The organism is Desulfovibrio intestinivivus, from assembly GCF_053570665.1.
In genome coordinates this window covers 1,770,822-1,797,351 of the sequence record NZ_JBRBQT010000001.1, presented here as the reverse complement: position 1 = coordinate 1,797,351, position 26,530 = coordinate 1,770,822, and the positions used below count along the sequence as shown (strand labels likewise).

21 protein-coding genes are annotated in these 26,530 nt (G+C 56.9%); 15 read left to right on the top strand and 6 right to left on the bottom strand.

Translation table 11 applies throughout. The annotated features are described in order from the left end of the window. Positions 1-42 precede the first annotated feature (42 nt). Positions 43-648 carry a periplasmic heavy metal sensor gene (locus ACUZ9P_RS07750; RefSeq protein ID WP_449249271.1) on the top strand — a complete coding sequence of 202 codons (606 nt, stop codon included), beginning with the start codon at positions 43-45 and terminating at the stop codon, positions 646-648. A gap of 223 nt (positions 649-871) precedes the next feature. On the opposite strand, the gene ACUZ9P_RS07745 is transcribed toward ACUZ9P_RS07750, so the two are convergent. Next, on the bottom strand, positions 872-1,384 hold the full coding sequence (locus ACUZ9P_RS07745; protein WP_449249270.1) for a hypothetical protein: 513 nt from the start codon (positions 1,382-1,384) through the stop codon (positions 872-874). Between the two features lie 298 nt (positions 1,385-1,682). On the opposite strand from ACUZ9P_RS07745, the gene ACUZ9P_RS07740 reads away from it, so the two are divergent. The 4 genes from ACUZ9P_RS07740 to ACUZ9P_RS07725 all read left to right on the top strand — a co-directional run bounded on the left by ACUZ9P_RS07740 (position 1,683) and on the right by ACUZ9P_RS07725 (position 5,074). Beyond that, entirely contained in the window at positions 1,683-2,135 is a 453-nt protein-coding gene (locus ACUZ9P_RS07740; RefSeq protein ID WP_449249269.1) for a universal stress protein, read from the top strand. A gap of 211 nt (positions 2,136-2,346) precedes the next feature. After that, on the top strand, positions 2,347-3,480 hold the full coding sequence (hisC, locus tag ACUZ9P_RS07735; RefSeq protein WP_449249268.1) for a histidinol-phosphate transaminase: 1,134 nt from the start codon (positions 2,347-2,349) through the stop codon (positions 3,478-3,480). Continuing rightward, positions 3,477-4,172, top strand: coding sequence for a (d)CMP kinase (cmk, locus tag ACUZ9P_RS07730; protein WP_298995794.1), 696 nt, complete (start codon positions 3,477-3,479; stop codon positions 4,170-4,172). The genes hisC and cmk overlap by 4 nt, the downstream gene beginning before the upstream one ends. Before the next feature lie 338 nt (positions 4,173-4,510). Further along, positions 4,511-5,074, top strand: coding sequence for a tetratricopeptide repeat protein (locus tag ACUZ9P_RS07725; RefSeq protein WP_449249267.1), 564 nt, complete (start codon positions 4,511-4,513; stop codon positions 5,072-5,074). 253 nt (positions 5,075-5,327) lie between these two features. On the opposite strand, the gene ACUZ9P_RS07720 is transcribed toward ACUZ9P_RS07725, so the two are convergent. Next, entirely contained in the window at positions 5,328-6,167 is an 840-nt protein-coding gene (locus ACUZ9P_RS07720) for a hypothetical protein (protein ID WP_449249266.1), read from the bottom strand. Between the two features lie 215 nt (positions 6,168-6,382). On the opposite strand from ACUZ9P_RS07720, the gene ACUZ9P_RS07715 reads away from it, so the two are divergent. Together ACUZ9P_RS07715 and ACUZ9P_RS07710 are read left to right on the top strand one after the other, a co-directional pair. Then, a complete protein-coding gene (locus tag ACUZ9P_RS07715; RefSeq protein ID WP_449249265.1) occupies positions 6,383-6,730 on the top strand; it encodes a DMT family protein in 348 nt (115 codons plus the stop codon). 5 nt (positions 6,731-6,735) lie between these two features. Further along, positions 6,736-7,518, top strand: coding sequence for a sulfite exporter TauE/SafE family protein (locus ACUZ9P_RS07710; RefSeq protein ID WP_298995785.1), 783 nt, complete (start codon positions 6,736-6,738; stop codon positions 7,516-7,518). Positions 7,519-7,600: 82 nt separating this feature from the next. Here the strand turns inward: ACUZ9P_RS07710 and ACUZ9P_RS07705 are convergent, their stop codons facing one another. The 4 genes from ACUZ9P_RS07705 to ACUZ9P_RS07690 all read right to left on the bottom strand — a co-directional run bounded on the left by ACUZ9P_RS07705 (position 7,601) and on the right by ACUZ9P_RS07690 (position 13,146). Then, positions 7,601-9,691 carry a methyl-accepting chemotaxis protein gene (locus ACUZ9P_RS07705; protein ID WP_449249264.1) on the bottom strand — a complete coding sequence of 697 codons (2,091 nt, stop codon included), beginning with the start codon at positions 9,689-9,691 and terminating at the stop codon, positions 7,601-7,603. A gap of 350 nt (positions 9,692-10,041) precedes the next feature. Then, the gene (locus ACUZ9P_RS07700) at positions 10,042-10,686 is read right to left on the bottom strand and encodes a DNA-3-methyladenine glycosylase family protein (RefSeq protein ID WP_449249263.1); all 645 of its coding nucleotides are present in this window, start codon (positions 10,684-10,686) and stop codon (positions 10,042-10,044) included. A 184-nt stretch (positions 10,687-10,870) separates the two neighbouring features. After that, the gene (locus ACUZ9P_RS07695; RefSeq protein ID WP_298995778.1) at positions 10,871-12,256 is read right to left on the bottom strand and encodes a PFL family protein; all 1,386 of its coding nucleotides are present in this window, start codon (positions 12,254-12,256) and stop codon (positions 10,871-10,873) included. A gap of 329 nt (positions 12,257-12,585) precedes the next feature. Further along, a complete protein-coding gene (locus tag ACUZ9P_RS07690; RefSeq protein WP_298995776.1) occupies positions 12,586-13,146 on the bottom strand; it encodes a glycine cleavage system protein R in 561 nt (186 codons plus the stop codon). A gap of 381 nt (positions 13,147-13,527) precedes the next feature. Between ACUZ9P_RS07690 and lysS the strand changes: the two genes are divergently transcribed. The 8 genes from lysS (at position 13,528) to fabZ (ending at position 26,495) form a co-directional block, all read left to right on the top strand. Further along, on the top strand, positions 13,528-15,033 hold the full coding sequence (gene lysS / locus ACUZ9P_RS07685) for a lysine--tRNA ligase (RefSeq protein ID WP_449250247.1): 1,506 nt from the start codon (positions 13,528-13,530) through the stop codon (positions 15,031-15,033). A gap of 288 nt (positions 15,034-15,321) precedes the next feature. After that, complete coding sequence (locus tag ACUZ9P_RS07680) at positions 15,322-17,415, top strand: methyl-accepting chemotaxis protein (protein WP_449249262.1); 2,094 nt, start codon at positions 15,322-15,324, stop codon at positions 17,413-17,415. Between the two features lie 406 nt (positions 17,416-17,821). Further along, the gene (locus ACUZ9P_RS07675; RefSeq protein WP_027180681.1) at positions 17,822-19,048 is read left to right on the top strand and encodes a lipoprotein-releasing ABC transporter permease subunit; all 1,227 of its coding nucleotides are present in this window, start codon (positions 17,822-17,824) and stop codon (positions 19,046-19,048) included. A 2-nt stretch (positions 19,049-19,050) separates the two neighbouring features. Next, positions 19,051-19,737 carry an ABC transporter ATP-binding protein gene (locus ACUZ9P_RS07670; protein ID WP_298995772.1) on the top strand — a complete coding sequence of 229 codons (687 nt, stop codon included), beginning with the start codon at positions 19,051-19,053 and terminating at the stop codon, positions 19,735-19,737. Beyond that, a complete protein-coding gene (gene bamA / locus ACUZ9P_RS07665) occupies positions 19,718-22,483 on the top strand; it encodes an outer membrane protein assembly factor BamA (protein ID WP_449249261.1) in 2,766 nt (921 codons plus the stop codon). Before ACUZ9P_RS07670 ends, bamA begins: the two co-directional genes overlap by 20 nt. Positions 22,484-22,706: 223 nt before the next feature. Further along, positions 22,707-25,178: an N-acetylmuramoyl-L-alanine amidase gene (locus ACUZ9P_RS07660; RefSeq protein ID WP_449249260.1), complete on the top strand. Its 2,472-nt coding sequence runs from the start codon at positions 22,707-22,709 to the stop codon at positions 25,176-25,178. Positions 25,179-25,378: 200 nt separating this feature from the next. Further along, on the top strand, positions 25,379-25,924 hold the full coding sequence (locus ACUZ9P_RS07655; RefSeq protein ID WP_298995766.1) for an OmpH family outer membrane protein: 546 nt from the start codon (positions 25,379-25,381) through the stop codon (positions 25,922-25,924). Positions 25,925-26,027: 103 nt separating this feature from the next. Continuing rightward, positions 26,028-26,495, top strand: a complete 468-nt coding sequence (fabZ, locus tag ACUZ9P_RS07650; protein ID WP_240823926.1) for a 3-hydroxyacyl-ACP dehydratase FabZ — start codon at positions 26,028-26,030, stop codon at positions 26,493-26,495. The last annotated feature ends 35 nt before the right edge of the window (positions 26,496-26,530 follow it).

The following is a 26,530-nucleotide window of genomic DNA, read 5'->3' as shown; positions in this document are numbered from 1 at the left end:
ATTACCACGAAAATATTATCAAACCATAAGGATATAACTACAATGAAGACCTCCAAGATCGTTACCAGCGGCGCGGCCCTTACCCTTGCCATTTTCCTCGGCCTTTCGGGCGTTGCCTCTGCACGGCAAGGCGATGGGCAAGGCCCCGCGGGTATGGGACCCGGCACAGGCATGGGTATGGGTATGGGCCCCGGCATGGGTTATGGCATGGGTCCTGGCATGGGATTGTCCAGCGAACAGATGGAAACCATGCAGCAGATCCACCAGAGCTTTGTTGAAAAAACACAGCCCACCATGCAGCAGCACTTTTCCAAGATGGCTGAACTGAACAATCTTGACGCCGCTGGCGCCAAGCCCGACGATGCCCGCGTCAAGGCCGCCCAGAAGGATCTGCGCGAAATCGACGCCAAGCTATACAGCGCCAAGGCCGAAATGCTCAAGCAGATGTCCGACAAGGGCATTCCCTTCATGGCTGGCCACGGCATGGGCCGGGGCATGGGACACCGCATGGGCGGACACGGCATGGGACATGGCATGATGGGTAACGGCATGATGAATCCCGGCGACTGCCCCGGCATGGCTGGCATGCCTGGCGCAGCCAATACAACTGGCAATGCCGTGCAGTCCGGCGCTACCGGCAACAAGTAACCTCACAGCAGCGCACCGCGTAGCCCGTTTAAGGGCAACGCACCTCCATAAAGCAAGCCTCCGGAACCGCATGATTCCGGAGGCTTGAGCGTTTACGCAGCATCATATGCCGCACTGACCGTCATGCGCAAAAAAACCGCCCGCTCCTGGGAGCAGACGGCCTGATCACAAGCAAAAACCGCCGTGAAACCCTGATTTCACGGCGGTTTTTCTGTCCGGGCGGCTATGCGGTATAGTCGCCCCTATTGAACTTGATTTTTTCTGTCGTTGTCATCACGTCAAGCTCGTTGACCAGAGAATCAAGCCCAGCATTCTGGCCGCGTACAGAGGCCGTGCTGTTCTTGAGGGCGGAAACCTGCCCGTCTATCCCCTGCAACAGGGAATAGGCTTCGCGCAAGGAACCATTCTGGCCCGAGGAGCCCAGGGCGTTAACGTACGAATCCCACATGTCCAGCGTACCGGAAGCCTGTGAAAAGGCACTCTGGATAACGTCTTCGTCCACATCTACCGATTCGGACTGGGTGGAGCCAAGCAGCATCTGACTGATCATGGATGCTTGCGAAGCCTGCCCCGCCGCCGTCGTGGGGAACGCAGAAGATGCAACGGCATTTTCAAGGCCCATCTGTTCGCTCAAAGCCGCCTCAAAGCCGCCCTGCGCCGTCTGCGCTCGGGTTGTGCCCGGGGTCTGGCTCTGCTGGCGTAACAGCGCCTCAAGTTGATCGTTGGTAACTTTCATGTCGCCTCCAGGGTTGGCGTACTGCCGTTGCAGAAAAAGTGCAAAAATCCTGCCACAAAGGCTCACTTCCATAACAGGCTGATTTTTCACAGGCTGGCAGAAGCAATGGGGAAAAAATTTCCCTGCCCCTTGGCGGCGTTAGGCGAAATGTCTTGTCTATTGTGCCAAAAAAAACTACCATTTATTACAGATGAAGGCAAAGGATAAAGGCTGCGACCCCAAACCAACCCCCTCTTGGTCAGCCATATTCAGCCAGCCCGTTAATCAATCTGCCTACCGGGGGGAACAGGAGTTTGCCATGAAGGATATCAAGAAGATTCTTTGCGCGGTAGACCTTTCCGAACACAGCAAGGAAGTTGCCGAATACGCGGTGCTTCTTGCCAAGGGCCTCAAGGCGAGCGTGCTTGTTGTATACACTGCCCCCTCGCTGAGCCAGTACGTGGGCTTTCATGTACCCCCAAACACCATTGAAAACTTTGTCGGCGAAATCGTGACCGGCGCTGAAAAGTCCATGGAATCGTTTGTGGCCGAAAATTTCGTGGGCGTTGAAGCCAAGGGGCAGGTGCTCATCGGCTATGCCGCCGAAGAAATCCTCAACCGCGCCCGTGAAGAAAAGGCCGACCTTATCGTTATGGGCACCCATGGCCGCAAGGGCATTGACCGCATTCTTTTCGGCTCTGTGGCAGAAAAGGTGGTCAAGAACGCCGACATGCCCGTGCTGACCGTGCGCCCCACGGAAGCAGGCGAATAACAGGCGGATCTGGCCCTTCCTGCAGGCACGCGGGCATTTGCGCCAGTACCAGAGCCATAAAGAAAGACAAGCTTTCCAACTTTTTCAGCCAGCAAGCTGTCGCATTGCGATGGTTTGCTGGCTGAAACATACTGACAAACGCCGCAAAACGCCTTGCGCCCATGCGCAGCCATGAATCTTCGCCTTTGCGGGCGATACCGGTGGAGTAACCATGTCCGAGATCAGTGTGCGCCAGGAAATTATGGCCCTCAAGGCCTATGTTCCCGGCCTTTCCATTGCCGAAATCCAGGATAAGTACAACCTGCCCCAGGTTATCAAGATGGCCAGCAACGAAAACCCGCTGGGCATGCCTCCTCTGGCCCGCGAGGCTGTGGAACGCCACGCGGCCGGGGCCTTTCGGTATCCGCAGGGCGGCAATCCGCGGCTGGCAAAGGCACTGGGCCAGCGACACGGCGTTGACGAGCACCGCGTGGTTGTGGGCAACGGTTCGGACGAAATCATTGACCTGCTTATCCGTATTCTGGCGATACCCGGCGCGCACAACATTGTGTGCTTCAACCCCTGTTTCAGTATTTACCCCATTCAGGGGCGCATTTGCGGCGTAGAAATCCGGCGGCAGCCCCTTGAGGAAGATTTTTCCTTCAACTTTGCCGCCCTGCTGGAACTGGTGGACGCCAACACGCGCATTGTTTTTGTAACCACGCCCGACAATCCCTCGGGCTTTTGCCCCCCGCGTGCTGCGGTGGAGGCCCTTGCGCGCGATCTGGCGCACAAGGCCCCCGACTGCCTGCTGGTGGTGGACGAGGCCTACGTGGATTTTGCCGAAAATGAAAAAGCCGCATCCCTGCTGGCGAGCGGCATCATGCCCAAGAATACCGCCTTCATGCGCACGTTTTCCAAAAGCTTCGGGCTTGCGGGCATGCGCGTGGGCTACGGCATTTTGCCTGACCATCTGGCGGACTTTGTCTGGCGTGCGCGCCTGCCCTTCTCTGTCAACATTCTGGCAGAAGAAGCGGCTCTGGCGGCTCTGGCTGACGACACCTTTTACAACGCCACGCAGGATGCCGTGCGCACAGGCCGCAAGGAGCTGTTTGCGGGTCTGACCGCTCTGGGCTGCAAGGTGTGGCCGAGCGAAGCAAACTTTTTGATGTTCGGCATGCCCGAGGGCGCGCCCACCGCAGCCGAATGCTTTGAAACGCTGCTCGCGCGCGGCATCATCATCCGTCCGCTCAAGAGCTACGGCTTGCCGGATCTGTTGAGGGTCAGCATTGGCAACCAGCAGGAAAACCTCGCCTTCCTTTCCGCCATGGCAGACATTATTGCCCGCAAAGGGGAAAAGGCATGAGTGCGCGGCTTCCTGTGGTGACGCTTGACGGCCCGGCAGGCGTTGGCAAAACAACGCTGGCCCGGCGTGTGGCCGAAGGGCTTGGCCTTTCCTACCTTGATACCGGAGCCATGTTCCGCTGTATGGCGCTCAAGCTGGGTGCCGGGGCGGAAACATTGCCGGAAGAAGAACTGCGCACCCGCTGCGCGGAGTGGACGTTCACCCTTTCGGGCCTTGGTCAGCAGTCCACCCTGTTCTGCAACGGCGTTGCCGTGCGGGGCGAGGTGCGCACCGAGACCGTGGGCATGCTGGCAGCCCGCATAGCCACTGTGCCTGTGGTGCGCGAAATTCTGCGCGCCACCCAGCGCGCCATTGGCGAGCAGTACCCGCTGGTGGCCGAAGGGCGCGACATGGGAACAGTGGTTTTTCCCGATGCGCGCTTTAAGTTCTTTCTGGATGCAGCGCCTGAGGTACGCGCCATGCGCCGTCTGCACGACCTTGAGTCCAGCGGGCAGAAAGCAGATCTCGCCACCCTGACCGAACAAATCCGCCAGCGCGACGCCCTTGACCGCAACCGCGCCGTGGCCCCCCTGCGCCCCGCGCAGGATTCGCTGATTGTGGACACGTCCCACCTTGACATTGAGGGGGTGCTGGGCGTCATCCTGCACCACATCAACGTGCATGGCGGTACGCAGAGCCTTCGCTCCGCCTGACGCGCACAGTAATCCACGCACCAATTCGCACCCTTAAAGGCCGAACCGTTTTATGGTTCGGCCTTCTTTTGTTTCCCTCTGGGCTACCTGCAAAGCACAGCGGCAAGAATTGCCCAACCAGGAAAATCCTGCCCGCACGGCGCCCCTGAGCGCCAAGGCTTTGGCGCTTTAAAGTGGTGCAAAGCCGCCCCCCTGGCGTATATTTTATACAAACTGCAAATCACCACATTGTATTTATTGCACTCTTTTACTATTGGCACGTTCAGTGCATATGAAAAGGCAAGTCAGTGGCGCATAAAGCGTCCGACCACAAACCAGCCTCAGTTGGGGAGGATACCATGAGCAATCAACTGGATTACGAAATCAATAAGGAATTGGGCGAGTGCTACCTTTTCATGGGTGACTTTGACAAGGCCGAGGAATACTACCGCAAGGCCGCAGGCAGCAACTCCCAGAGCGCGGCCCCCTTCCTGGGCCTGGCCACCGTGGCCGTGCAGCGCTCTGATCTGGACAAGGCTCTGGTTCTGTACCAGAAGGCCGCCTCCGTGGAAGAAACCGACAAGGCCCTGTGCGGCATTGGCCTTGTGTACATGGAAAAGGGCGAACACCAGCAGGCCTTTGACTACTTTGCTGCTGCCCTGAAGAAATCCAGGGAAAACATTGTGGCTCTCAACTGCCTGGTGCGCGAATCTTATCAGCTTGGCTGCGTTGAAAACGCGCTGCCCTATCTGGAAGACACCCTGCGCTCCGGCGTGGAAGCCGAGGCCGTTCGCGTCACTCTGGCCGGCTGCATGATCTACCTGGGCCGCGCCGAAGAAGCCCGGCAGCACCTTGAAGCCGTGTTGGGCGCTAACCCCACCAACACCAATGCCAAGGAACTTTTCGACACCATGGCTGCCTAGGAATGGCCAAAGCCATACCTCAGCCTGTACATACTCCCCTCCCCACATGATTTTCCGGCCCCTGGCGGGTGTCGGGGGCCGGAAAATCATTCCCTGAGGGAAGCCACGCGCCGCTGCCGCTATTGATCCGTTCTTCGGATCGGGCACGGCGGCACGGAGCGCCGGAAAAACCCCTGATGTATGTCAGGGGTTTTTGTGTGTGGACGGCTCACTCCGCCTGCGATTTACTGTGGGCAGCGGCAATTGCCTCTGTTCAGATTTTCGCCCGGATTTCATCGTAGCTTTCCCGCAGCTTCATAATCTGCGGATCGCCGAGAACCAGTGCTCCATCGCGCGCCACAGCGCACATGAAAAGCAGGGCCTCCTCTGCATCAGACATGCTGTTGCAGACAATATCATAGTATTCCGTCTTGTTGGCCGGATCAATCTTTCTGGCGCTTTCTGCCGCTTGCCGGAAGGTCTTGATAAACACCTCGCACTGTTCGTGCCGGAAGACCCGGCGGCCAAAAACCTGCAACATGGGTGTCTCCGCATGCGCGCCCGCAAGCACGCCTTCCACCTCGCGCACAAGGGCCGCGCCAGCCTCGGCGCTGCGGGCGTTTAAGGCGGTTACATCGTTCAAACATTCGCGCACCACCAGCCGCACGTCTGCTACGCTGAAACGGCGCTCGCGCGATTTTTTAAATTCGTCCATGAGCAGCAGGAACATGCGCTCCCGGTGGTATATCTGCGCAGCCTTTTTCTGCTTTTGCAGCTCCTTGCGCTGCTCGCGCATTTCATCGTTCTGCATTTTTATGGAAACAATGATGCCCGCAAATGCGAGCCCTGAAAACAACGTGTTAAGCACTCCGAAGGAATCGCCAAAGGTTCCGGATTTGCTGAAATCTTCCACTGACCAGTAGAGCAACACAGCCGATGCGGCCCAGATAACGGTCACAAGCAAGGCCGCTTTCCAGAACAGCGCCCATGTCACCCTGTCAGGCGAAGCTTCCGCTGCGGCGTGAGCATGCGCACCTCCAGAAGCGGATGGCATCCCCGTATTCAAAAAACTTGCGTTTTCAGCATCCTTAGCGCGCGGTGAGCGTGCTGCCATACAGTGTTCCTCCATTGCTTGCGCGGCGCAAACCCCGCCGCACGCCTAACATAGCCTTTCGGCGCTGCCCGCGCAAACAAGGCAGGCGGCGATGGCCCCAAGCTCCGGTGCAGGCTGTTGACGAGCCATGTTGCAGCAGATATGAGATTTACGCTCTGTTCAACTTCTTCCGGCCTGCCAGGCATTTGCTCTTGCGACCGCCCGATGGATCTTCCATGCAGATACCAATTCCCGTCAGCACCGTGGGCCTGCTGTTCTGTTCCAATCTTTTCATGACCTTTGCATGGTACGGGCATCTGCGTTACAGAAGCACCGCACTGCCGCTGGTTATCATTACAAGCTGGGGCATCGCCTTTTTTGAATATGTTTTGCAAGTACCTGCCAACAGGATCGGATACGGCTATTTTTCAGCGGCAGAACTGAAAACCATTCAAGAAGTCATCTCCCTGACTGTTTTCATGGGTTTTTCCGCTTTTTGGCTGCACGAGCCGTTGCGCTGGAACCACCTTGTGGGTTTTGCGCTTATTGTGCTGGCAGCATGGGTTATCTTTAAGGAATGGTAGGCAGCGTGTTGGATTTCAGTCTTGCTACATACGTCATTGGCATAGCCGCGGCATTCGGGGGCGGGTTTATTGATTCCATCGCTGGCGGCGGAGGGCTTATCACCATGCCCGCCCTGCTGCTTTCCGGTGTACCGCCGCACCAGTCCCTGGGCATCAACAAGGTCAGCGCCTGCCTTGGCACCACGGTTGCCCTTGGCAACTTTGCCCGCAGTAATCTGGTATTGTGGCGGGTAGCCTTGGCGGGCATCGCTTTTTCACTGGTTGGCTCGTGGGCCGGGTCACGCCTTGCCCTGCTGCTGGACGCGGCTGTTCTTGGCAAGGTGCTGGTGGCCTTGCTGCCCATAGGCATGTGCGCAACCCTGTTGCCCAAAAAAGAACGCAAGCAAACACCCCTGCCGCACTCAGGCCCCCGCTTCTGGATTCCCGTGGCCTTTGTGTGCCTTGTTATGGGCGGCTATGACGGATTTTTCGGCCCCGGCACCGGGAGCTTTCTTATCCTCGCCTTTCACTGGATTCTGCGCATGGGCCTGATGGAAGCCTCCGCCACCTCCAAGGTGCTCAACCTTGCCTCGAACTTTGCCGGAGCCGTGGTTTTCATCATCAACGGCGTGGTGGTGTGGAGTCTGGCCCTGCCCATGGCCGCAGCCTGCTGCCTCGGCAACTGGATGGGAAGCCGCATGGCTATTCGCGTGGGGCCTGCGGCTGTGCGCCGCTTTTTGACCATTTCGCTTAGCCTCTTGCTGCTTACCCTGGTATGGCAGTATTTTCTGGCTCCGAGCATGCATTAACAAACCAGGGCCATACAGTTCAATGCAAACAGCCCCGGAATGAGATATTCCGAGGCTGTTTGCCATTGAGAGAAATGCAGAACTAGCCGCGCTTCATCTCGCTGATAAGTTCACTCATGCGATCGGCCTGCCGGGCAAGCTCGCTCACGGCCCGGGAAGCCTCACCCATGGCCTGGGCCGTCTGGCTGGACATTTCGTTGACGCTGACAATGGACTGGTTGATCTCGTCGCTGGTGGCGGACTGCTGCTCGCTTGCCGTCGCGATGGCGCTCACCTGATCTGCCGATTCCTCGACCTTGGTTACAATCCCCTGCAAGGCTTCGCCAGACTGCTTTGCAAGCTCGGTGGCCTTTTCCACCTCTGCCAGCGCCTTGTCCATAGCGGCAACGCTCTGTCCTGCGCTGCCCTGGATGGCAGAAATGGCATTGCCCACGTCATTGGTGGAGGCCATGGTTTTTTCCGCCAGTTTGCGCACTTCATCGGCCACCACGGCAAAACCGCGCCCGGCCTCGCCCGCACGGGCGGCCTCAATGGCGGCATTGAGCGCCAGCAGGTTGGTCTGGTCGGCGATGTCAGAGATCACGTTCATGATCTGGGTGATGGCCTGGGCATGCTGGTTCAGCGTGGTCATGTCGCCCTTGAGCGCCAGCGAAACCTTGTGCACCTGCCCAATGCTCTGCAAGGCGTTTTCCACAATATTCGCACCGCTTTCGGCATTGGCCCGCGTTTCCGCAGACACCGCCGAAGCAGCGGACGCATTACGGGCAACTTCCTGCACAGTGGCGTTCATTTCATTCATGGCAGTGGCGGCCTCGGCCAGACGCTGGGCGGATTCCACGGCGCTCCTGTCCGACTGTTCGATCTGCGCGGAAAGCTCTGTGGAAGCGGCGGAAATAACGCTCACCACTTCTTCCAGTTGCCCCGCTGCCGTCAGCATGCCCTCACGCTTGGCGCTCTCGGCCTGACGTGCAGCTTCTTCGGCTCTGGCTGTGGCTTTTTCCGCCTCTTCCGTAGCGTGCTGCGCGGCCTGTGTTTTGTGTTCACTTTCGCTCAAAAGGTGCCTGATGCTTTGCACCATGCGCCGCATGCCCGCCGCAAGCGTACTGAACTCATCACCGCGCTTTTCAGCAACGTCAAACAGGGCGCGTTCCTTGTCGTTGGTTTCAAGGCGGCCACCAGCAACGGCTTCGGCCACGCTAGAAATGCCGCCCACCATGCGCACAATGCCCCGGGCCGAGAAAAAGATCATGGTTCCTACTATCAGCGCACAGGCCAGAGTAAGCAGGCTGGCGTTGGTCAGCAGGTCGCTGGTGGGTTTGAAGATTTCTCCACGGTCAAATTCCACGCACAAAATCCAGCCTTCATGCGGTAGCGGCTTGTAGTACAAGCCCTTTTCGCCATTGCCAATGTCAAATCGGGTGCGGCCTTCTTTTTGCTGCAACAGGGCCGCCACATGGGCAATCTTGCTGTCGTTGCGCCCAATGACCTTTCCATCAGGGTGCAGTGCTACGCGCCCCTGAAGATCATATACGTAGACCATGCCCTTCTGGCCGATCTTGATCTTATCCGTGGTATTTTTGCCCAGAATTTTATTGTCTATGCCCGCAGCCAGCACAGCCATGTTTTTCCCGTCCAGCTTGAGCGGCATGGCGAGCACGGTGTAGACCTCGCCAGTGGCGGCATCTACCATGCCGACAACACTGGGTTGGCCATTCTTGCTCTTTACAAAGTATTCCTTGTCAGAAAAATTGGCGCCGACAAACTTGTTCTTCCCCTGCTGCTTATCGACGCGGTACCCAAGCACGGTGCCGTCCATGGCAATAATGGCAGCGGAAGAAACCATATCGTTATTTGTCACAAAAGAATCAAGCGCCTGGTCTGCCCGCGTGAACAGGGAACCCTCAAAGGCATCCGATTTGTTGCGGGAGTAGGCCTCCACCTGATCCTTGATGCGCTGGTTCTCGGTCATAGTTTGCAGGCCCTGTTCTATCCCCGAGAACACAGCGTCAAGCCCGATGCTCTGGCATTCAAGCAAGGCGCTCATATCTGTGGCGATCTGCTCTCTCAGGATTTCTTCTGACATCTTGTAGCAAACCCCTGCCACAAGCATCAGCCCCACTATTGCAGGCGTGAGGATGGAAATTCCCATTTTCGCAAGTAATCCGAGTTTCATCATTACCCCTTTTGCGTCGCGTCTACGCACTGAATGACCGAAAGGCTAATTACCATGTGAAAAATCAAACTACCCCTAAAATCCCTTAAGGCTGGCGTATTCTAGTGAGCTTATCGGACAAAGCGTGACGTTCAATATATCAATTATACTTATTTTCACAAGAAATTACTACAAACGAGCTAGGGTTTTTTACACTGTTATTTTGGCCTATTGCATATCAATCCCATTTAGGAAGGAAAGCCGTAGACATCTGATACCAGATAACAACAACGATTTGTGTTAAGCGCAGCATGGCAGAACACCGCTAAACTGCGGCGAGCCCTACTGCCGGATAATGATGATCAAAGTTATCAGCGTCTGGAAGCAGCCGGATCGGATAGGTCAGGCAAAGCCCCACCCGCTATGGCCCACAGATACAGGCTTGCAGCCGAACCATAAGGGCTGTAGCGCCGACGATAGACTTCAAAGCGGTCGCGGCTGACTTCCCGGTGCCTATGCAGCATGCGTAGGCCCCGCAGGATGGCAAGGTCGCCAAAACTGAGCACATCAGGCCGCTGGAGTGAAAACAGCATGAGCATTTCCGCAGTCCACACGCCAACCCCGTCCATCGCGCAAAGGGTGGTGCAAAGGCTGGCATCGTCCATGAGCCGCAGGGCCTCCACGTCCAGTTCTCCCAGCAGCACTTTGCGCGCGGCGGCCTTCATATAGCCAACCTTGCGGAAGGAAAGCCCCACTCCCTGCAACTCGGCAGTCTCTGCGCCGTCAATGGTTTCAGGCGTCACTTCGCCAAGGGCAAGCACAAGCCGCGCCCACACGGTCTGCTGCGCCTTGGTGGCAATCTGCTGCCCGACTATGGAATGCATGAGCGCGTCAAACAGGTCTGGCCGCACCTCCCGCTGTATGGGGCCTATGCGTTCAATTGCAGCGGCCAGGCGTTTGTCTTTGCGCGAAAGGAAGTCGGTTTCTTTTTGACCGTAGATAAAATACTGGGGCATTATTTCGTCCTGGACAAGGTTTCTGTATCTGAACATACAGCAAGCCAACGTACTGGCGCAAATAGAAAAATGTAATGGATGCCTTTATCGTGGCTATGAACCATAAAAAACGGCGCGGAATCTCAAAGATTCCACGCCGTAAAGGAATTATGTCCGCTTTTAAAACAGCTAACGCTTAACCAGCCTAGTTTTTGAGGCTGTGAATCGGCGCAGGGATGCGACCGCCAAGGCCGATAAAGTCTGTAGCATCGCCCTTGGGCACGGGAATGATGGCAGCCTTGCCGAGCAGACCGCCAAAAGACACTTCTTCGCCAACGCCCTTGCCGGGCACGGGAATAAGGCGCACCGCCGTGGTCTTGGTGTTGATGACGCCGATGGCCATTTCGTCGGCAATGATGCCGGAAATGGTCGAAGCGGGCGTGGCGCCGGGAATGGCGATCATGTCCAGGCCCACAGAGCACACGCTGGTCATGGCTTCCAGCTTTTCAAGGCTGAGCAGGCCGGAGGTGGCCGCAGCCTCGATGCTGGAATCTTCCGACACGGGGATAAACGCGCCGGACAGGCCGCCCACGGACGAAGAAGCGAACGCTCCGCCCTTTTTCACCGCATCGTTGAGCATGGCCAGCACGGCAGTGGTGCCAGGCGCGCCAATGCTCGAAAGGCCCATGCTCTGGAAAATTTCGCCCACAGAGTCGCCCACCGCAGGCGTGGGAGCCAGGGAAAGGTCGGCCACGCCAAAGGGCAGACCCAGACGGGTAGCTACTTCGGTACCGATCATTTCGCCCACGCGCGTCACCTTGTAGGCCGTGCGCTTGATGACTTCGGCCATATCCAGCAGGGTAAGGCGGCCGCCCTTGCCGTTGTGCCCGGCTTCACGGGCGCGATCCAGAGCCTTTTTGACCACGCCGGGGCCGGAAACACCCACGTTGATGACAACGTCAGGCTCGCCCACGCCAAGGTAAGCGCCAGCCATGAAAGGAACATCCTGCGGAATGTTGGCAAAAACCACCAGCTTGGCGCAGCCAATGCCGCCGCGCTCGGCGGTGGCTTCGGCCACCTTGAGGATCTGCTGCCCCATAAGGGCCACAGCATCCATATTGATACCGCTACGTGACGAAGCCACGTTGATGGATGAGCAGATGCGGTCTGTTTCGGCCAGGGCCTGGGGCAGCGCTTCAATCAGGGCGCGGTCGCCCTTGGCAAAACCCTTTTCCACCAGGGCAGAAAAACCGCCCAGAAAATCAACGCCCGCTTCCTTGGCGGCCTCGTCGAGGGCCTTGCACACGCGCACCATGCCATCGGGGCCAAAAGGCGCGCCCACCACGGCAATGGGGCTCACGCTGATGCGTTTGTTCACCACGGGGATGCCGTATTTGTCGCCCACTTCGTTGCACACGCTCACGAGCTGCGAGGCGTAGCGGTGCAACTTGGCCTTAACGTTGGCGGTAAAAAGATCAAGGTCGTGACTGACGCAGTCAAACAGGCTCACGCCAAGGGTGACTGTGCGCACGTCAAGATGCTCGTTGCGGAGCATGTTCAGAGTGCTTATAACTTCGCGTTCTGAAAGCATGGAGGTCTTCCTGTATGTTCGGGCTGTCGGCCTGCCATATGGCGGCCCCGCCCGGAAGGCGGTTTTGCCCTGACGCGCAAAACCGGGCGTTCAGGGGAATGTGCATCGTTTCTGAAACAGAGCGTTACGCAGTGGTGGGCGTCCGCTCACACAGTCGCAAGGGCAATTTATGTTGAAATTAGCCTCGGGCCTGTTGCCACTATGAGAAGTCTTGTTCCCTGCCAAGGAAGGAAGCCTTTTTATGAAGGGAGTGTACGTTACGGCACTCAACCGGAATAAAAGGTTTTCAGACGCAGGCAGGGGCAAAAGAGCCAGAGTGGCGACATATCCTAAAAAGAATTCACCCGATGCACGGCCTCAAAAATATCCCTGTGCTGGGCACTGACGCGCAGATCGCGTTTCTGCCCTTCGCAGTCAAGCTCACGGCGCAGGCGGCCCATGTCAACGCTGTCAGGCACCATGACCTCAAACACAAAAAGCGCATGGTTGTTGCCGCCCTCGCCCAGAATGGCCTTGAGGCTTTCAATGTTCACACCGTGCTGGGCAAACACGCGACTCATGGCGGCGATAAGACCGGGCTTGTCCGGCCCGTCGGCAGTGACCACAAAGGGTTCGCAGTGCAGGTCTGTGCCCCACTGCCCCTTGATTGCGGGCCGCACGAGGACGGAGAGATCAACCTTGGCGGATTCCAGCCCGGCGCTCAGCTTGGAGCGCAGGGTTTCCGCGTTTTTTTCCGGCGCAGCAACAACAAAGATAGCCGCAAATTCGCCGGAAAGGATGGTCTGGGTCACTTCTTCGATGTTGCAGCCGCTGTCTTCGAGAATGCGGCTGACGTTGGCCACCACGCCGGGGCAGTCGCGCCCCAGAAAGGAGGCTGTAAATTTTTGCATGACGCTTTCCTTGAAAAAGCCGCCAGCTTGAATCTGACGGCGGTTGTATCGTGTAAAAGGGTTTTATATACGTAAACAGGTCAAAACTTCAAGGGGGCGCAAAGCCCCGACTGGCGCGGCTATAAGCCGCCGCATGCATTGATGTTTCCTGTTGCGCCAGAGTCGCATCAACAGTATGAGCATCCAACAAACCACGATTTTACATCAAGTTGCAGACACACTCCTCACAATCTTGACGCCCAAGCGTGAATGGCATACCGTAACGCTCCTTTCAGGTATGGGCCATTCAGGAGTCGTTACGTGGATACTCGGGAAAAGAAAAACAGCAAGCCGGCTATCAAGCTGGGTACCAAGTCGCAGCATGCGGGCTATTTTATGCCCATGCTGGAAAGTTTCGCCGCGCGCGAAGGCCTCAACGAAGTCGTCAAAAACAGAGTTGTCAAATCGTGCGACCTTTTGGATGCGGGCGTTCCGCTTTTCCCCAACGACTTCCGCAAGGAACACGACGTCGCCTGGGTGCTGGACAAATTCGGCGCTCTTGAAGGCGACTCCCTGGACAGTCAGGAAGACGTGTTTGCCATTGCGGGCCGCATAGTTTCCCTGCGCTCGTTCGGCAAGGTGGCCTTCTTCCATATCATGGATCAGAGTGGTCGCATCCAGTGTTACGCCTCGCGCGAACACATGGATGAAGCAAACTACACAGTGGTCAAAAAGCTCGACGTGGGCGACATCGTGGGCGTTTCCGGCCACCTGTTCCGCACCAAGACGGGCGAACTCACCATTGCCTGCCGCAAGATCAAGCTCATCACGCGCTCCATGCGTCCCCTGCCGGAAAAATATCACGGCCTCACAGACATGGAAACGCGCTACCGCCAGCGCTATGTTGACCTTATCGTCACGCCCCGCGCGCGCGAAATTTTCTTTAAACGCAGCCTGATTGTGCGCGAATTCCGCCGCTTTATGGAAGACCACGGATTTATGGAAGTGGAAACTCCCATGATGCAGCCGCTGGCTGGCGGCGCTGCGGCCAAGCCTTTCAAAACGCACCACAATGCCCTTGATCTGCCCCTGTTTTTGCGCATTGCGCCCGAACTGTACCTCAAGCGGCTGCTGGTGGGCGGATTTGAAAAGGTCTTTGAACTGAACCGCAACTTCCGCAACGAAGGTATAGATACGCGCCATAACCCGGAATTCACCATGTGCGAATTCTACTGGGCCTATGCCACGTTTGAAGACCTCATGGACTTTACTGAACAGCTTATTGCCCACCTTGCCATGACTGCCTGCGGCACCACCGTGGTACCCTATCAGGGCGAAATGATCGACCTCACGCCCGGCAAGTGGACGCGCCTCAGCTTCTACGATTCGCTCACCCAGGTGGGCGGGCATTCGCCGGAATTCTACAACGATTACGGCAAGGTCAAGGCATACATCCGCTCGCGTGGTGAAAAGGCCGCCGACAGTGAAAGCCTGCAAAAGCTGCATGCCAAACTTTTTGATCTTGATGTGGAAGGCAAGCTCACCCAGCCCCACTTCATCTATCATTACCCAACGGAAATCTCGCCGCTTTCGCGCCGCAATGACGAGCATCCGGAACTGACGGACCGCTTTGAGCTGTTCATCACCGGGCGTGAGCTATCCAACGCATTTTCCGAGCTCAATGACCCCGTGGATCAGCGCCTGCGCTTTGAAGATCAGGTGCGCGAGCGCGAAGCGGGCGATGACGAAGCCCACAGCATGGATCAGGATTACCTGCGCGCCCTCGAATACGGCATGCCCCCGGCTGCGGGCCAGGGCGTAGGCATTGACCGTCTGGTCATGCTGCTTACCGACTGCGCCTCAATCCGCGAAGTTATTCTCTTCCCCTTGCTGCGCCCCGAAGTGTAACAACGGTAGCATGCTACCTTATTGATCGCCTTTAAAAAATATTGATACGCTCGTTCCACAAAGCGCCGCCTCTTTGGTGGCGCTTTTTTGTTGTTCAGCAGTCTTAACCATGTACAAATTCAGGCTGTCATAAAAAATTACCTGCCAAAAAACATTTTTGAATCAAAAGCATATACTATTGTCGCCACTGGTCGATAGTTATACTCATAAAAAGTGCAAACCAAGCCCATTGGGCATGTTTTCGCGCATGGCGCATACATTTATTGTGGTTTGGGCAAGGAGGTTCTTATGAAAATGGGGCTGCTGAGCAAGATGCTCCTGTCCATTCTTACTCCGGCAATTGCAGGGCTGCTGCTGGTTGCTGGTGTGAGCTATAAAATTTCTGAAAGCAACTTGCGCGAGCAGATTATCAACGATGCAAGGTCGCTGTTGCGCTGCCAAAGCATCGGCCTGCACGCCATGCTGAAGGTGATGGAAGAGTCACTCGCCATGGTTGCCGCCGACAACCGGGTTATTTTATATCTTGATGCTGTCAACGATAAAATGCCTGAAGTCATGACGCGCACGCTGTTCAACGATGCAGATGCCGCACTCAATACATTTGTGACCCTCAATTCCAACTTTGAATTTTGCGGTGTTGCCGGAAGGGACGGCATAGCCATTGCCCATCATCTGGCAGGCGAAAAACATCCCAGCAAATCCGTAGGAGTAAGCTTTACTGACCGCTCTTACTACCAGCGCGCCATGCAAGGCAAAAAAACCATTACTGGCGTGATCAGCAAAACCACAGGCAAGGTTGCAACAATCATTGGCCTCCCCATCATGCGCGATGGCAAGCCCGAAGGCCTCGTGTGGGCAGGCGTTGACAACGAAAATCTCGCCCGCACCACCACAAGCCAGATAGATTTTGGCACCAAGGGCGGCATCTATGCCTATGACACCAAGGGCATGATGATGCTGAACCGCGACCTCAAGGCCTTTGGGCGCGATGACAGCAAAAAACCTCATGTTGCGGAGATGCTGAAAAACCCAGAGGGGTTGGTAAGATTTACGGGCGAAGACGGCAGCAACAAGTCTGTCTTTTACCGGGCCATGCCGGAAGTCGGCTGGGTTCTTTGCCTGGAAGTGGACAGAGACGAAATCTACACACCCATGCGGATAATGCTGGGCAACTCCATGATGCTGACTTTTGCTAGCGCCCTTGTGGTTGGGCTGATCATCTTCTTTGCGGCGCGCGCCATCGCGCGACTGCTCAGGGGCATTTCCGGCATTGCGGAATCCGTTGCTGAGGGCCGCCTTGAAACAACCCCCGCAGAAAAAGCCATGCTCTTTGCCGCAGAAAAACGCCGTGATGAATTCAGCACGCTGGCATCGGGCATGGAACACATGGTTGGCAATATCCAAACACTGCTGCAAGAAAGCGAGCAAAAAGCCAGAGACGCTCAGCAGGCAACTGAAGAAGCCAGGCTTGCTACCTCGCGCGCTGAAGAAGCGGCCCAAAGGGCAGAGAATGCCAAGCGGGAAGGCATGTTGGCTGCCGCTGGGCAACTGGAAGAAGTGGTCGCCATTATTTCTTCTGCCTCAAGCCAGCTTTCCGGGCAGATTGAGCAGTCGGACCAGATAGCCGCGCAGTCGGCCCAGCGCCTCAGCGAGGCCGCAACGGCCATGAATCAGATGAATGTGACCGTGCAGGAAGTGGCCCGCAACGCCTCCTCGGCCTCGGCAGTTTCTGCCGAAACGCGCACCAATGCAGAAAGCGGCGCAAATATTGTGGAAAACGCCCTCCAAAGCATCGGGCAGGTGCAAAAGGTTTCGCTGGCGCTCAAGGACGACATGACCAAGCTGAACCAGCATGCCCAGGCAATTACCCAGATCATGAACGTGATCTCGGACATTGCCGACCAGACCAACCTGCTGGCCCTCAACGCCGCCATTGAAGCTGCCCGCGCTGGCGATGCCGGACGCGGATTTGCGGTTGTGGCCGATGAAGTGCGCAAGCTGGCGGAAAAAACCATGGCCTCCACCAATGATGTGGGCAATGCGATATCTGCCATCCAGCAGAGCGCTTCGCAGAGCGTGGCCGCCATGGACAAGGCCCTGATGGAAGTAAACACGGCCACCGAATTTGCCAACCAGTCGGGTGCCGCCCTGCGGGATATTGTGAGCAATGTGGAGGCCACTGCCGATCAGGTAAGCGCCATTGCAACCGCCAGTGAGGAACAATCCGCCGCCAGTGAAGAAATCAACCAGTCCATCGTGCAGGTCAACGCCATGTCCGGCCAGACTTCGCAGGCGATGGGCGAGGCCACAAAGGCCGTGGCCGACCTTGCCCAGCAGGCGCGCAGGCTGAGCGAACTTATTGAGGCTATGAAACGGGGCTAAAACCCGGAATAATAAAACTTGTGGATGATCTGTCTTGTCCTTGAGGGCAAGAATGAAAAGAGGGTCCCCGGTCTGGTTTGTCAGCCAGCCGGGGGCTTTTGCCTGATAGTTTTCCCGCCATAATGGCTAAAATTCAAAATCACGACAGGCAGAGAAACTAGCAGCAGACAAAAAACCCCAAGAGCTGTCAGCGTTCTGGCAGAACTGAACAGACACGCCAATCTGCCGCCCGGAATCTGCGCCGCGCTCCTGCCCCGCCAGTGGCCCGGCAAGAGAGCGCCCGCACCTCTTGCCATTGCCTGCCAGCAGCAATCCTTGACGCTATTGGCTTGCCTTGCGGCAACGCAATGTCCCAGGTCTAAAATAACTCTTGAATATCCGGGCAAGGTGGGACAATATGCCGCAAATGTCATTTGAACTATTCGTTGCCCTGCGCTACCTCTTTTCGAGGCGAAAGCAGACATTCATCTACATCATATCGATCATGTCCATTCTGGGCGTGGCTATCGGCGTTGGTGCGCTGGTGGTGGTGCTTGGCGTGTACAACGGCCTCACCACCGACATGCGGGACAAGATCCTTGGGGCCAATGCCCACGCCATTGTCATGTCCTATATCCCCTCGGCCTTTGAGAACCGCACCGACCTTCTGGATCGGGTGCGTTCCGTCAAGGGCGTGACCGGGGCAACCCCCTTTATTTACACGGAAGTCATGCTTTCCGCTGGCGGCGGCGTCAAGGGCGTGGTCTTGCGGGGCATTGACCCGCAGTCGGCCCCTGCGGTGCTTTCCATGCTGCGCCAGATGCGCGTTGGTTCTGCCGCCGATCTTGAGCGCGAAGGCGCGCCAGGGCTTATTATTGGCGAGGAACTGGCCAAGCGCCTTGGGCTTGGCATGGGCAGCCGCGTGAACCTGCTTTCTCCCTCAGGGCAAAAAACCACCTCGGGCTATGCGCCGCGTGTGCGTCCCTTTGAAGTGGTAGGCATTTTCAAGACAGGCATGTTTGAATACGACTCCTCGCTGGGTTTTGTTACGCTCAACGCGGCGCGCGATGTGCTGGGCCTGCCGGAAAATTATCTTTCGGGCGTGGAACTGACCGTGGCCGATGTATACAAGGCGGACAAAACCGCAGCCGAGGTTTCAACCGAGCTTGGCTCGCCCTTCTACGTGCGCTCGTGGATGGAAATGAACGCCAACCTTTTTGCAGCGCTCAAGCTGGAAAAAATCGGCATGTTCATTCTGTTGGCAATGGTGGTGCTTATCGGTTCTTTCTCCATTGTAACAACACTGGTCATGCTGGTTATGGAAAAAACCCGCGACATCGCCATTATGATGTCCATGGGTGCCACAAGCGGCATGATACGGCGTATTTTCATGTTTCAGGGAACAATCATCGGGGTTGTCGGCACATTGCTTGGCTATGCGTTTGGGCTTTCGCTCGGCTGGCTGCTCAAGCGCTACCAGTTCATCAAGTTGCCTGAAAACGTCTATACCCTCGATCACCTGCCCATTATCATCACCCTCTCCGATGTACTCATCATTGGCGCAAGCGCCATGCTGCTGTGCTTTCTGGCCACCCTTTACCCGGCACGGCAGGCATCACGCCTGCAACCGGCAGAAGCCCTGCGCTACGAATAGCCATGTCAGCACTCTATACTTTTTCAAACGTGGGCAAAAAATTTGCCACACCTGGTGAAGAGACCGAGATTATCAAGGATATTAACCTGGTTGTGGAAGAAGGCGAGATGCTCGCCATAGTTGGACAGTCCGGTTCCGGAAAGAGTACCCTCTTGCATCTTATGGGTGCACTTGATACTCCAAGTACGGGCGAGATATGTTTTGAAGGGCGCAACATGGCGCTCATGAGCGCTGACCAGAAAGCTGCCTTTCGCAACAAGACTCTGGGCTTCGTTTTTCAATTTCATCATCTGCTGCCGGAATTCTCAGCCCTCGAAAATGTGGCAATGCCGGCAATTATCGGCGGTGCTAAACAAAGCGCCGTTATGAGCCGTGCGCGTGAAATGCTTGATCGCGTGGGGCTATCGGCGCGTATGGAAAGCAAGATCGCCACTCTCTCGGGCGGCGAACGCCAGCGGGTGGCCATTGCGCGTGCGGTTTTTATGCGACCGCGCGTTCTGTTGGCTGACGAGCCCACCGGCAATCTGGATGAAGTTACGGGAGCGCAGGTGGGTGCTCTCATGAACGAACTCAACCGTGAATTGGGCATGACCCTCGTAGTTGTAACGCACAACCGAGAGCTGGCCGCAGGCATGGGCAGAACCCTGGAACTGAAAGCGGGGACCTTGTATGAAAAGATTTTTGGATAACGTACTGTGCAAAGCCCTGTGCCTTGCCGTGCTGGCCTGCGCCACCCTGGCGCTTCCAGGTGGAGCCGTAGCGGCAGAAGGGGCCCTTGTGCTTGTTCTGCCCTTCCAGGTGAACGCCGGGCCTGAAATGCCCAACGCCTCGCAGGATGTGCCGCAGGCGATTGCCGATCAGCTCAAGCAGAACGGCATGCGCACTGTTCCCATGGAAACCGCCCGCGTTTTACAGCGCAACAGCGGCGAATCCATTGACCTTGCCACCGCGCGCGAACTCGGCCGCAAGGCTGGAGCGCGCATGGTTATTTACGGCAAGTTCAACCAGCTTGGTCAAGGTTTTTCCATGGACACGCGCATTGTGCCTGTCTATGAGGGCGAAGCCGTCCCCGCCGGATTTGAGCGCAACTCGCTGACCTCGCTGAACGAATGCGCCGCTGTGCTGGCCAAACGCGCGGCAGAAATTGCAAATCCCGCCACCGCCGCCGAGGCAGCGCCCAAAAAGAGCGATGCGCCGGCCACCCTTGTTCCCATGAATGCCCCCACCTCTGCCCACGGCGGTATTGCCGATGTGCAGGTACGCGGCATGAAGGTGCTTGACCCCGATACCGTGCTCATGCGCCTCACCATCCGCAAGGGCGACAACCCGGACGCCACGGCCATCAACGAAGAAGTGAAGCGCATATGGGATATGGGCTACTTCAGCGATGTGCAGGCCACACTTGAAGGCAACGTGCTTGTGTTCACCGTGGTTGAAAAGCCGCGCATCGACAACATCGTTGTTGATGGTTCGGACAAAGTCAGCAAGGACGACGTGCTGGCAGCCATGGGCACCAAGAGCGGCAGTGTTCTCAACGAACAGGTGCTTTCGGACGACCTTCAGAAAATCAGCGAGCTGTACCACAAGGAAGGCTTTTACCTTGCCAAGGTCACCTACCGTCTTGACGACCGTCAGGGTGGTCGAGGCGCAGTGCTGGTAATCAGCGTTACCGAAGGCAACAAGCTTTATATCAGGGACGTCAAGATTGAAGGCCTTAACAAGCTCAATCGCGGCGATCTTGACAAATACATGGCCCTCAAGACGCGCGGCATGTTCTCGTGGCTGACGGGTACCGGCGTGCTCAAGGACGAATACCTGGAGCGCGACACCAACGCCATTGCCGCCTTTGGCCTTAACGAAGGCTACGTGGACATTCAGGTGGCTGCGCCCACCGTTGAATACCGCGATGACGGCATCTACATCACATTCAACGTGCACGAAGGCCCCCGCTACACCGTGCGCGACGTGGTCTTTGCGGGCGATGTTATCGACAGTGAAGACAAGATGCTTGAAGTCGTGCAGATGGACGACTGGAAAAAGTCCGACAAGTACTTCTCCCTCACGGTCATGCAGGAAGACTCCAAACGCCTGACCGACTACTATTCCGATTACGGATATGCTTTCGCCGAAGTGGACACCAAGGTCGTCAAGGCCGATGACGGCAGCGACCAGGTGGACGTGGGCTATGTGATCAACAAAAAACAGAAGGTCTTCATCCGCCGTCTGTCTGTCGAGGGCAATACCAAAACCCGCGACAACGTCATTCTGCGCGAAATGCGCCTGGGTGACGGCGACATGTACGAAGGCGCCAAGCTGCGCCGCTCCAACGAGCGCCTGAACCGTCTGCACTTCTTCTCTGCCGTGGATATGGAACTGATCCCCACGGAAAACGAAGACGAAGTTGACCTCAAGGTCAAGGTCAAGGAAACCAATACCGGCGCCATCATGGGCGGTGTGGGCTACTCCAGCTACTACAGCGTGGGCGTCACCGCCTCCATCATGGAACGCAACCTCTTTGGCCGCGGCTACTGGTTGCAGCTGCAGGGCTTCTTCTCCTGGCGCCGTACGTCGGGCGTGCTGTCCTTCACCAACCCGCGCCTGTACGATACCGATCTCTCCGTTGGCAACGACCTGTATTACACGCACGATTACTGGGACAACTTTACCAAGGACACCATCGGCGACACCATTCGCCTGTCGTACCCCATTGGTGAATACACCAGCGTAGGCGGCGGTTATCGTCTGGAACGCTATGTTCTTTACGATGTGGACGATAACGCCTCTCCGTACATTCGCGACTACAAGGGCACCAACTGGACAAGCGCCGTTTCTGGCCGCATCCTGCGCGACACTACGGACTCCAAGGAACGTCCCACCAAGGGTACCATTGCGCGCCTGTGGGCTGAATACGGCGGCGGCGGCCTCGGCGGCACAGACAACTTTATCAAGACTGTGGCCGACTGGCAGGGCTTCTGGTCCTTCAACCCGCAGAACACCATCCATGTCCGTGGCCGGTTGGGCGGCGTGTACCAGAACACCAATTCCAACGTCCCGGTGTTTGAACGCTTCTGGGTTGGCGGCATGGATACCATTCGCGGTTACTCCTTCTCCGACCTCTCGCCCCGCGACTACAAATACAACGGCGACCAGATCGGCGGCGACCGCATGGGTGTTGCCAACTTTGAATACATCTGGACCTTCCAGAAGGAGCTTGGCCTTGCTCTGGTTCCCTTCTTCGATACTGGTTACAACATCGACAGCAAGACCATGGGCAACGACCTCAACAAGTACATCGTCTGCTCCACGGGCCTTGAACTGCGCTGGCGTTCACCCATGGGCGATCTGCGTATCGCCTACGGTATCCCGCTGGTTCAGGACTACGACAAGGAACGTGAATCCGGTCGCATAGAATTCAGCATGGGCCAGTTCTTCTAGCCCTCACTTCTGCCGCTGTTGCGGCAAAGAAATTCGGCGCGCCGGAGGCACAGTTTTCTGTGTATCCGGCGCGCTGCTTTTTTCATGCCCATGCCAACGCTTATCAGCCGACAAAAAGCGAATTTTGCCATCTTTGCGCCGCTGGCATACAATATGCTATCAATAACGCAGGCAAAACTTTAAGAGTCAAATTACCGACACCATCATGGCAAAAGGAAAAACCGTGGCCGGAAAAAAAGCCCAGCCCAAGGCTTCCGAACCAACTGGCAACAACCAGATGCGCAGACTTGTTCCGCCTCTGGCTTTTCTGGTTGCTCTGTGCCTGATGGTCGTCTGCTTTTACGACTCCGGCTATACTTCCTTGCCGCCAACGGGCAAGCGTTACGATCTTGCCAAGGCGAATATTGAAACCCTGCGGCAGGACGAAAAGCGTTCGGGCCAGCGTGAACCGTGGGAAAATCTGGCTGCGGAGTTCCGCGCCATCTATGATGCTGATCCGGGCTGGCCCAACCGCCCTGCGGCCCTGTTCCGCGCTGCGGAAAGTCTGGAAGAGCTGGCCCGACGCTCGTTCGCCAAGGCTGACGCCCGCAAGGCCATCGAGTGCTATGAAGCTGTCGCCCAGCGCCATGCCGACAGCCGACTTGCCGATGACGCTCTGTTTCGAGCTGCCAAGCTGCGCGCCGCGTGGCTTAAAGACGACAAGGGGGCACTGGCCCTGCTTGAGCGCATCAAAGCCCAGTACCCCAAGGGCGATATGATTCAGGAAGCCCTGGCCCTGGAAAAGACGCTTCAGGCTGCTGCCAACGGGCGCACCGCCCCAGAGGCGCGTCAGGTTTCCAGCACCGATGGCAAGGAACCCAAGGACGAGGCCGCCCCAGCAAAGGGAGTTTCTGCCTCCACGCCCAATACTGCCGCATCTTCCACTGCTGGCGGCGCAGATGCGGCAGCAGGCCAGCTTGCCAAGGCTTCAGCCTTGCAGCCTGTGCCGCAAGCGGAGCTTTTGCCCCGTTACCGCGAGGCCAAGGCAAAAATGGATGCCCTGCGCGCCGACAAGGTCCGTTCATGCTGGCGTCAGCCCTGGGAAGAACTGACTACTGACTTTCTGCGCATCTATACCAGCCGTAAAGACTGGGCCATTTCTCCCGGGGCGCTGTTCCGCGCTGCTGCCAGCCAGGAGGCCCTTTCAGACTGCTCGCATCTTGCAGATGAATACCGACAGGCGCGCGACCTCTATCTCAAGGTTGCGCAGGAATTTCCCAAGAGCGCCCTGGCTGACGACTCGCTGTTCCGCGCCGCATCCATTGAGGCAGACCGTCTGAACCAGACCTCAGAAGCTCTGGAACTGCTTGACGCCATCATGGCCCTCTACTCCGGCGGCGATATGGTGGCGGAGGCGCAAACCCTGCGCAACCGCCTCACAGGCGCACCTGCTGCCACTGCCAGCAAGGCAGGCGCTGCGACGCAGGTTGCCCGCCCGGTGGTTCAGTCCCTTTCTTGGAATTCGCTGAGCAAAAACAGCGTGGAGATTGTTCTTGAGCTGAGCGCCCCGGCCCGTTACACGGCAAAGTTGAACACAAGCAGCGCCAAAGGCAAGAATAAGGCTGAGCAGGCATCTCTGCATGTCGCGCTGGAAAATGCCTCTGTGGAAAAGGATATTCGCAAGGGCGTGAATATCCGGGGCAGCCTTTTCAAGGGAATGAGCGTCAGCGACAGCAAGGGCGGCGAAACCGTGCTCCAGTTCAATTTTCAGGATGCGCGCCGCTTTGATGCCCGTACAGAAACCAACCCCTGCCGCATCATCCTGCGGGTGGCGGGCGGCAGCACGCAGTTGCCGCCGGTCAGCAATGCAAAAGCCGGATTTGCCGATGCACAGCCAGCAGCGGAAAATCAGGCAACAGTGGCCGATGCCAGCGGCACCCAGCCCGCAACGCCGCCTTCGCCGCGCCTGGTGCGCGATATGGCCCGCCAGCTCGGCCTGACGGTACGCACGGTATTTATTGATGCCGGTCACGGCGGGCGGGATCCAGGCACCAATCACAACGGCGTGCTGGAACGCATCGTATCCCTTGACGTGGCTCTGACCCTGGGACGGCTGCTTGAGGCCAATGGCCTGGAGGTTGTTTACAGCCGCACTGCCGACAAGCATATCTCGCTACGTGAACGCACCACCATGGCCAATGCTGCCGGGGCGGATCTGTTTGTTTCCATCCACGTCAATGCCAATGATGATCCTTCGGTGCAGGGTTTTGAAACATACTACCTTGATATCGCAAGCAATCCTGAGGCGGCGCGGCTTGCCACTCTTGAAAATGCTGACGGCGACCACCGTCTCGGCGATATGCAGAAAATGCTCGCCGATGTCATGCTCAATGCAAGGGTGGACGAATCACGCCATCTGGCGCAAGATATTCAGCGGCTTTCACAGTTCCGTTTGAAGCGCCGCCAGTATGATACAAAGGATAATGGCATCAAATCTGCGCCATTTATTGTTCTGCTTGGCGCACAAATGCCAGCAGTACTTGTGGAAATTGGTTACTGCACCAACAGGGAAGAAGCGGCAAGGCTTCTCACGCCCAAATACCGCATGACCCTGGCCGAGGGGCTTGCCGAGGGCATTCTTGCATACAAGGATAAGCTTCTTAAGCGCAGGACTGTCCAGAATTCCTTGACGCAAGAAGGCGCTGGTGCTATGTGAGGCAAGTAATTTCAACTACGTGTCCCCGGCCTGTATCATAGCAAATGACTGTTCCTTTGGGCGCGTCTGACAATTATAGCTGTTTTGCCAAGTGTATTGAACAGTTGCAAACAGCAGAGGCATCTTCTCTTACGGCGCGCGGGTCATCCCAGTTCCGCAAGGACGACATAACAAATCAGCATTGGGGAAGGAGAACTTTCATGCGCAAGGTTTTGATGACGGCTGTTGCGGTTGGCTTGTTGCTTGCCGGGCAAGTCTATGCTGCAGACGGCGGCGCCGTACCCGCAGCCAAGATCGGTGTTGTTGACATGCAGACCGTGGCGACGCAGAGCGTCCCTGCCCAGGCCGCCAAAACAACAATGGAAAGCAAGTTCGGCACTGAACGTAACGAACTTGAAAAGCAGGGCGAAGCGCTGAAGAAAAAGGCCGATGCTCTGAAAAACCCCAAGGCCAGCGAAGAAAAGAAGCTGGACTTCATCCGCTCCAAGCAGGATCTGGATCAGAAGACCCGCAACTTCCTGCGCAAGGTTGAGCAGGAAGAAGTGAAGCTTCGCCAGGATATGGTTACCCTGGTTTTCAGCGCCACCTATGAAGTTGCCCGCGCCAAGGGCTTTAACTTTGTGGTGGACGTCACCGCCGGTGGCGTGCTGTACGCCGACCAGTCCATGGATCTGACCCAGGACGTGCTGGCCGAAGTGAACAAGATCTACAAAGCAAAAGCCAACGACAAGAGCGGCAAGAAATAAAGCCCTCAGGCGTTCATTCTCAGGCCTCTCAACCCGGATGGGGCGAGAGGCCTTTTTTCATGCCGCCAACAGGCGAATAAGACCAACTCATCAGGAGGCCCCCATGCAGGAAACCGCCCCCCAGAATACGGGCATGGACATACAGCGCATTTTGCGTCTGCTGCCGCACCGCTACCCTTTTTTGCTGGTGGACAGGGTCGTGGAATGCGTAGCAGGCTCGCACATCCGGGCCTATAAAAATGTTACGTTCAACGAGCCTTTCTTTCAGGGGCATTTTCCCGGTGCTCCCATCATGCCCGGCGTGCTCATTCTGGAAGCTCTGGCTCAGACTGGCGGCCTGTTGGCCGTTTCCGGCATGGACAGCCTGGACGACAAGCTCTTTCTCTTTACCGGGCTTGACGGCGTGAAGTTCCGTCGGCAGGTGGTCCCAGGCGACAGGCTCGACCTTGAATGCAGCAACCTGCGCATGAAGCTCAAACTCTGCAAAATGGAAGCCCGCGCCTTTGTGGATGGCAAGCTTGCCGCAGAAGCGCAGATTACCGCAGCCATCGGCGACAGGCCCAAGAGCTAATTCCACAAACGCTGACCGCAATATTTAAGGGGAAG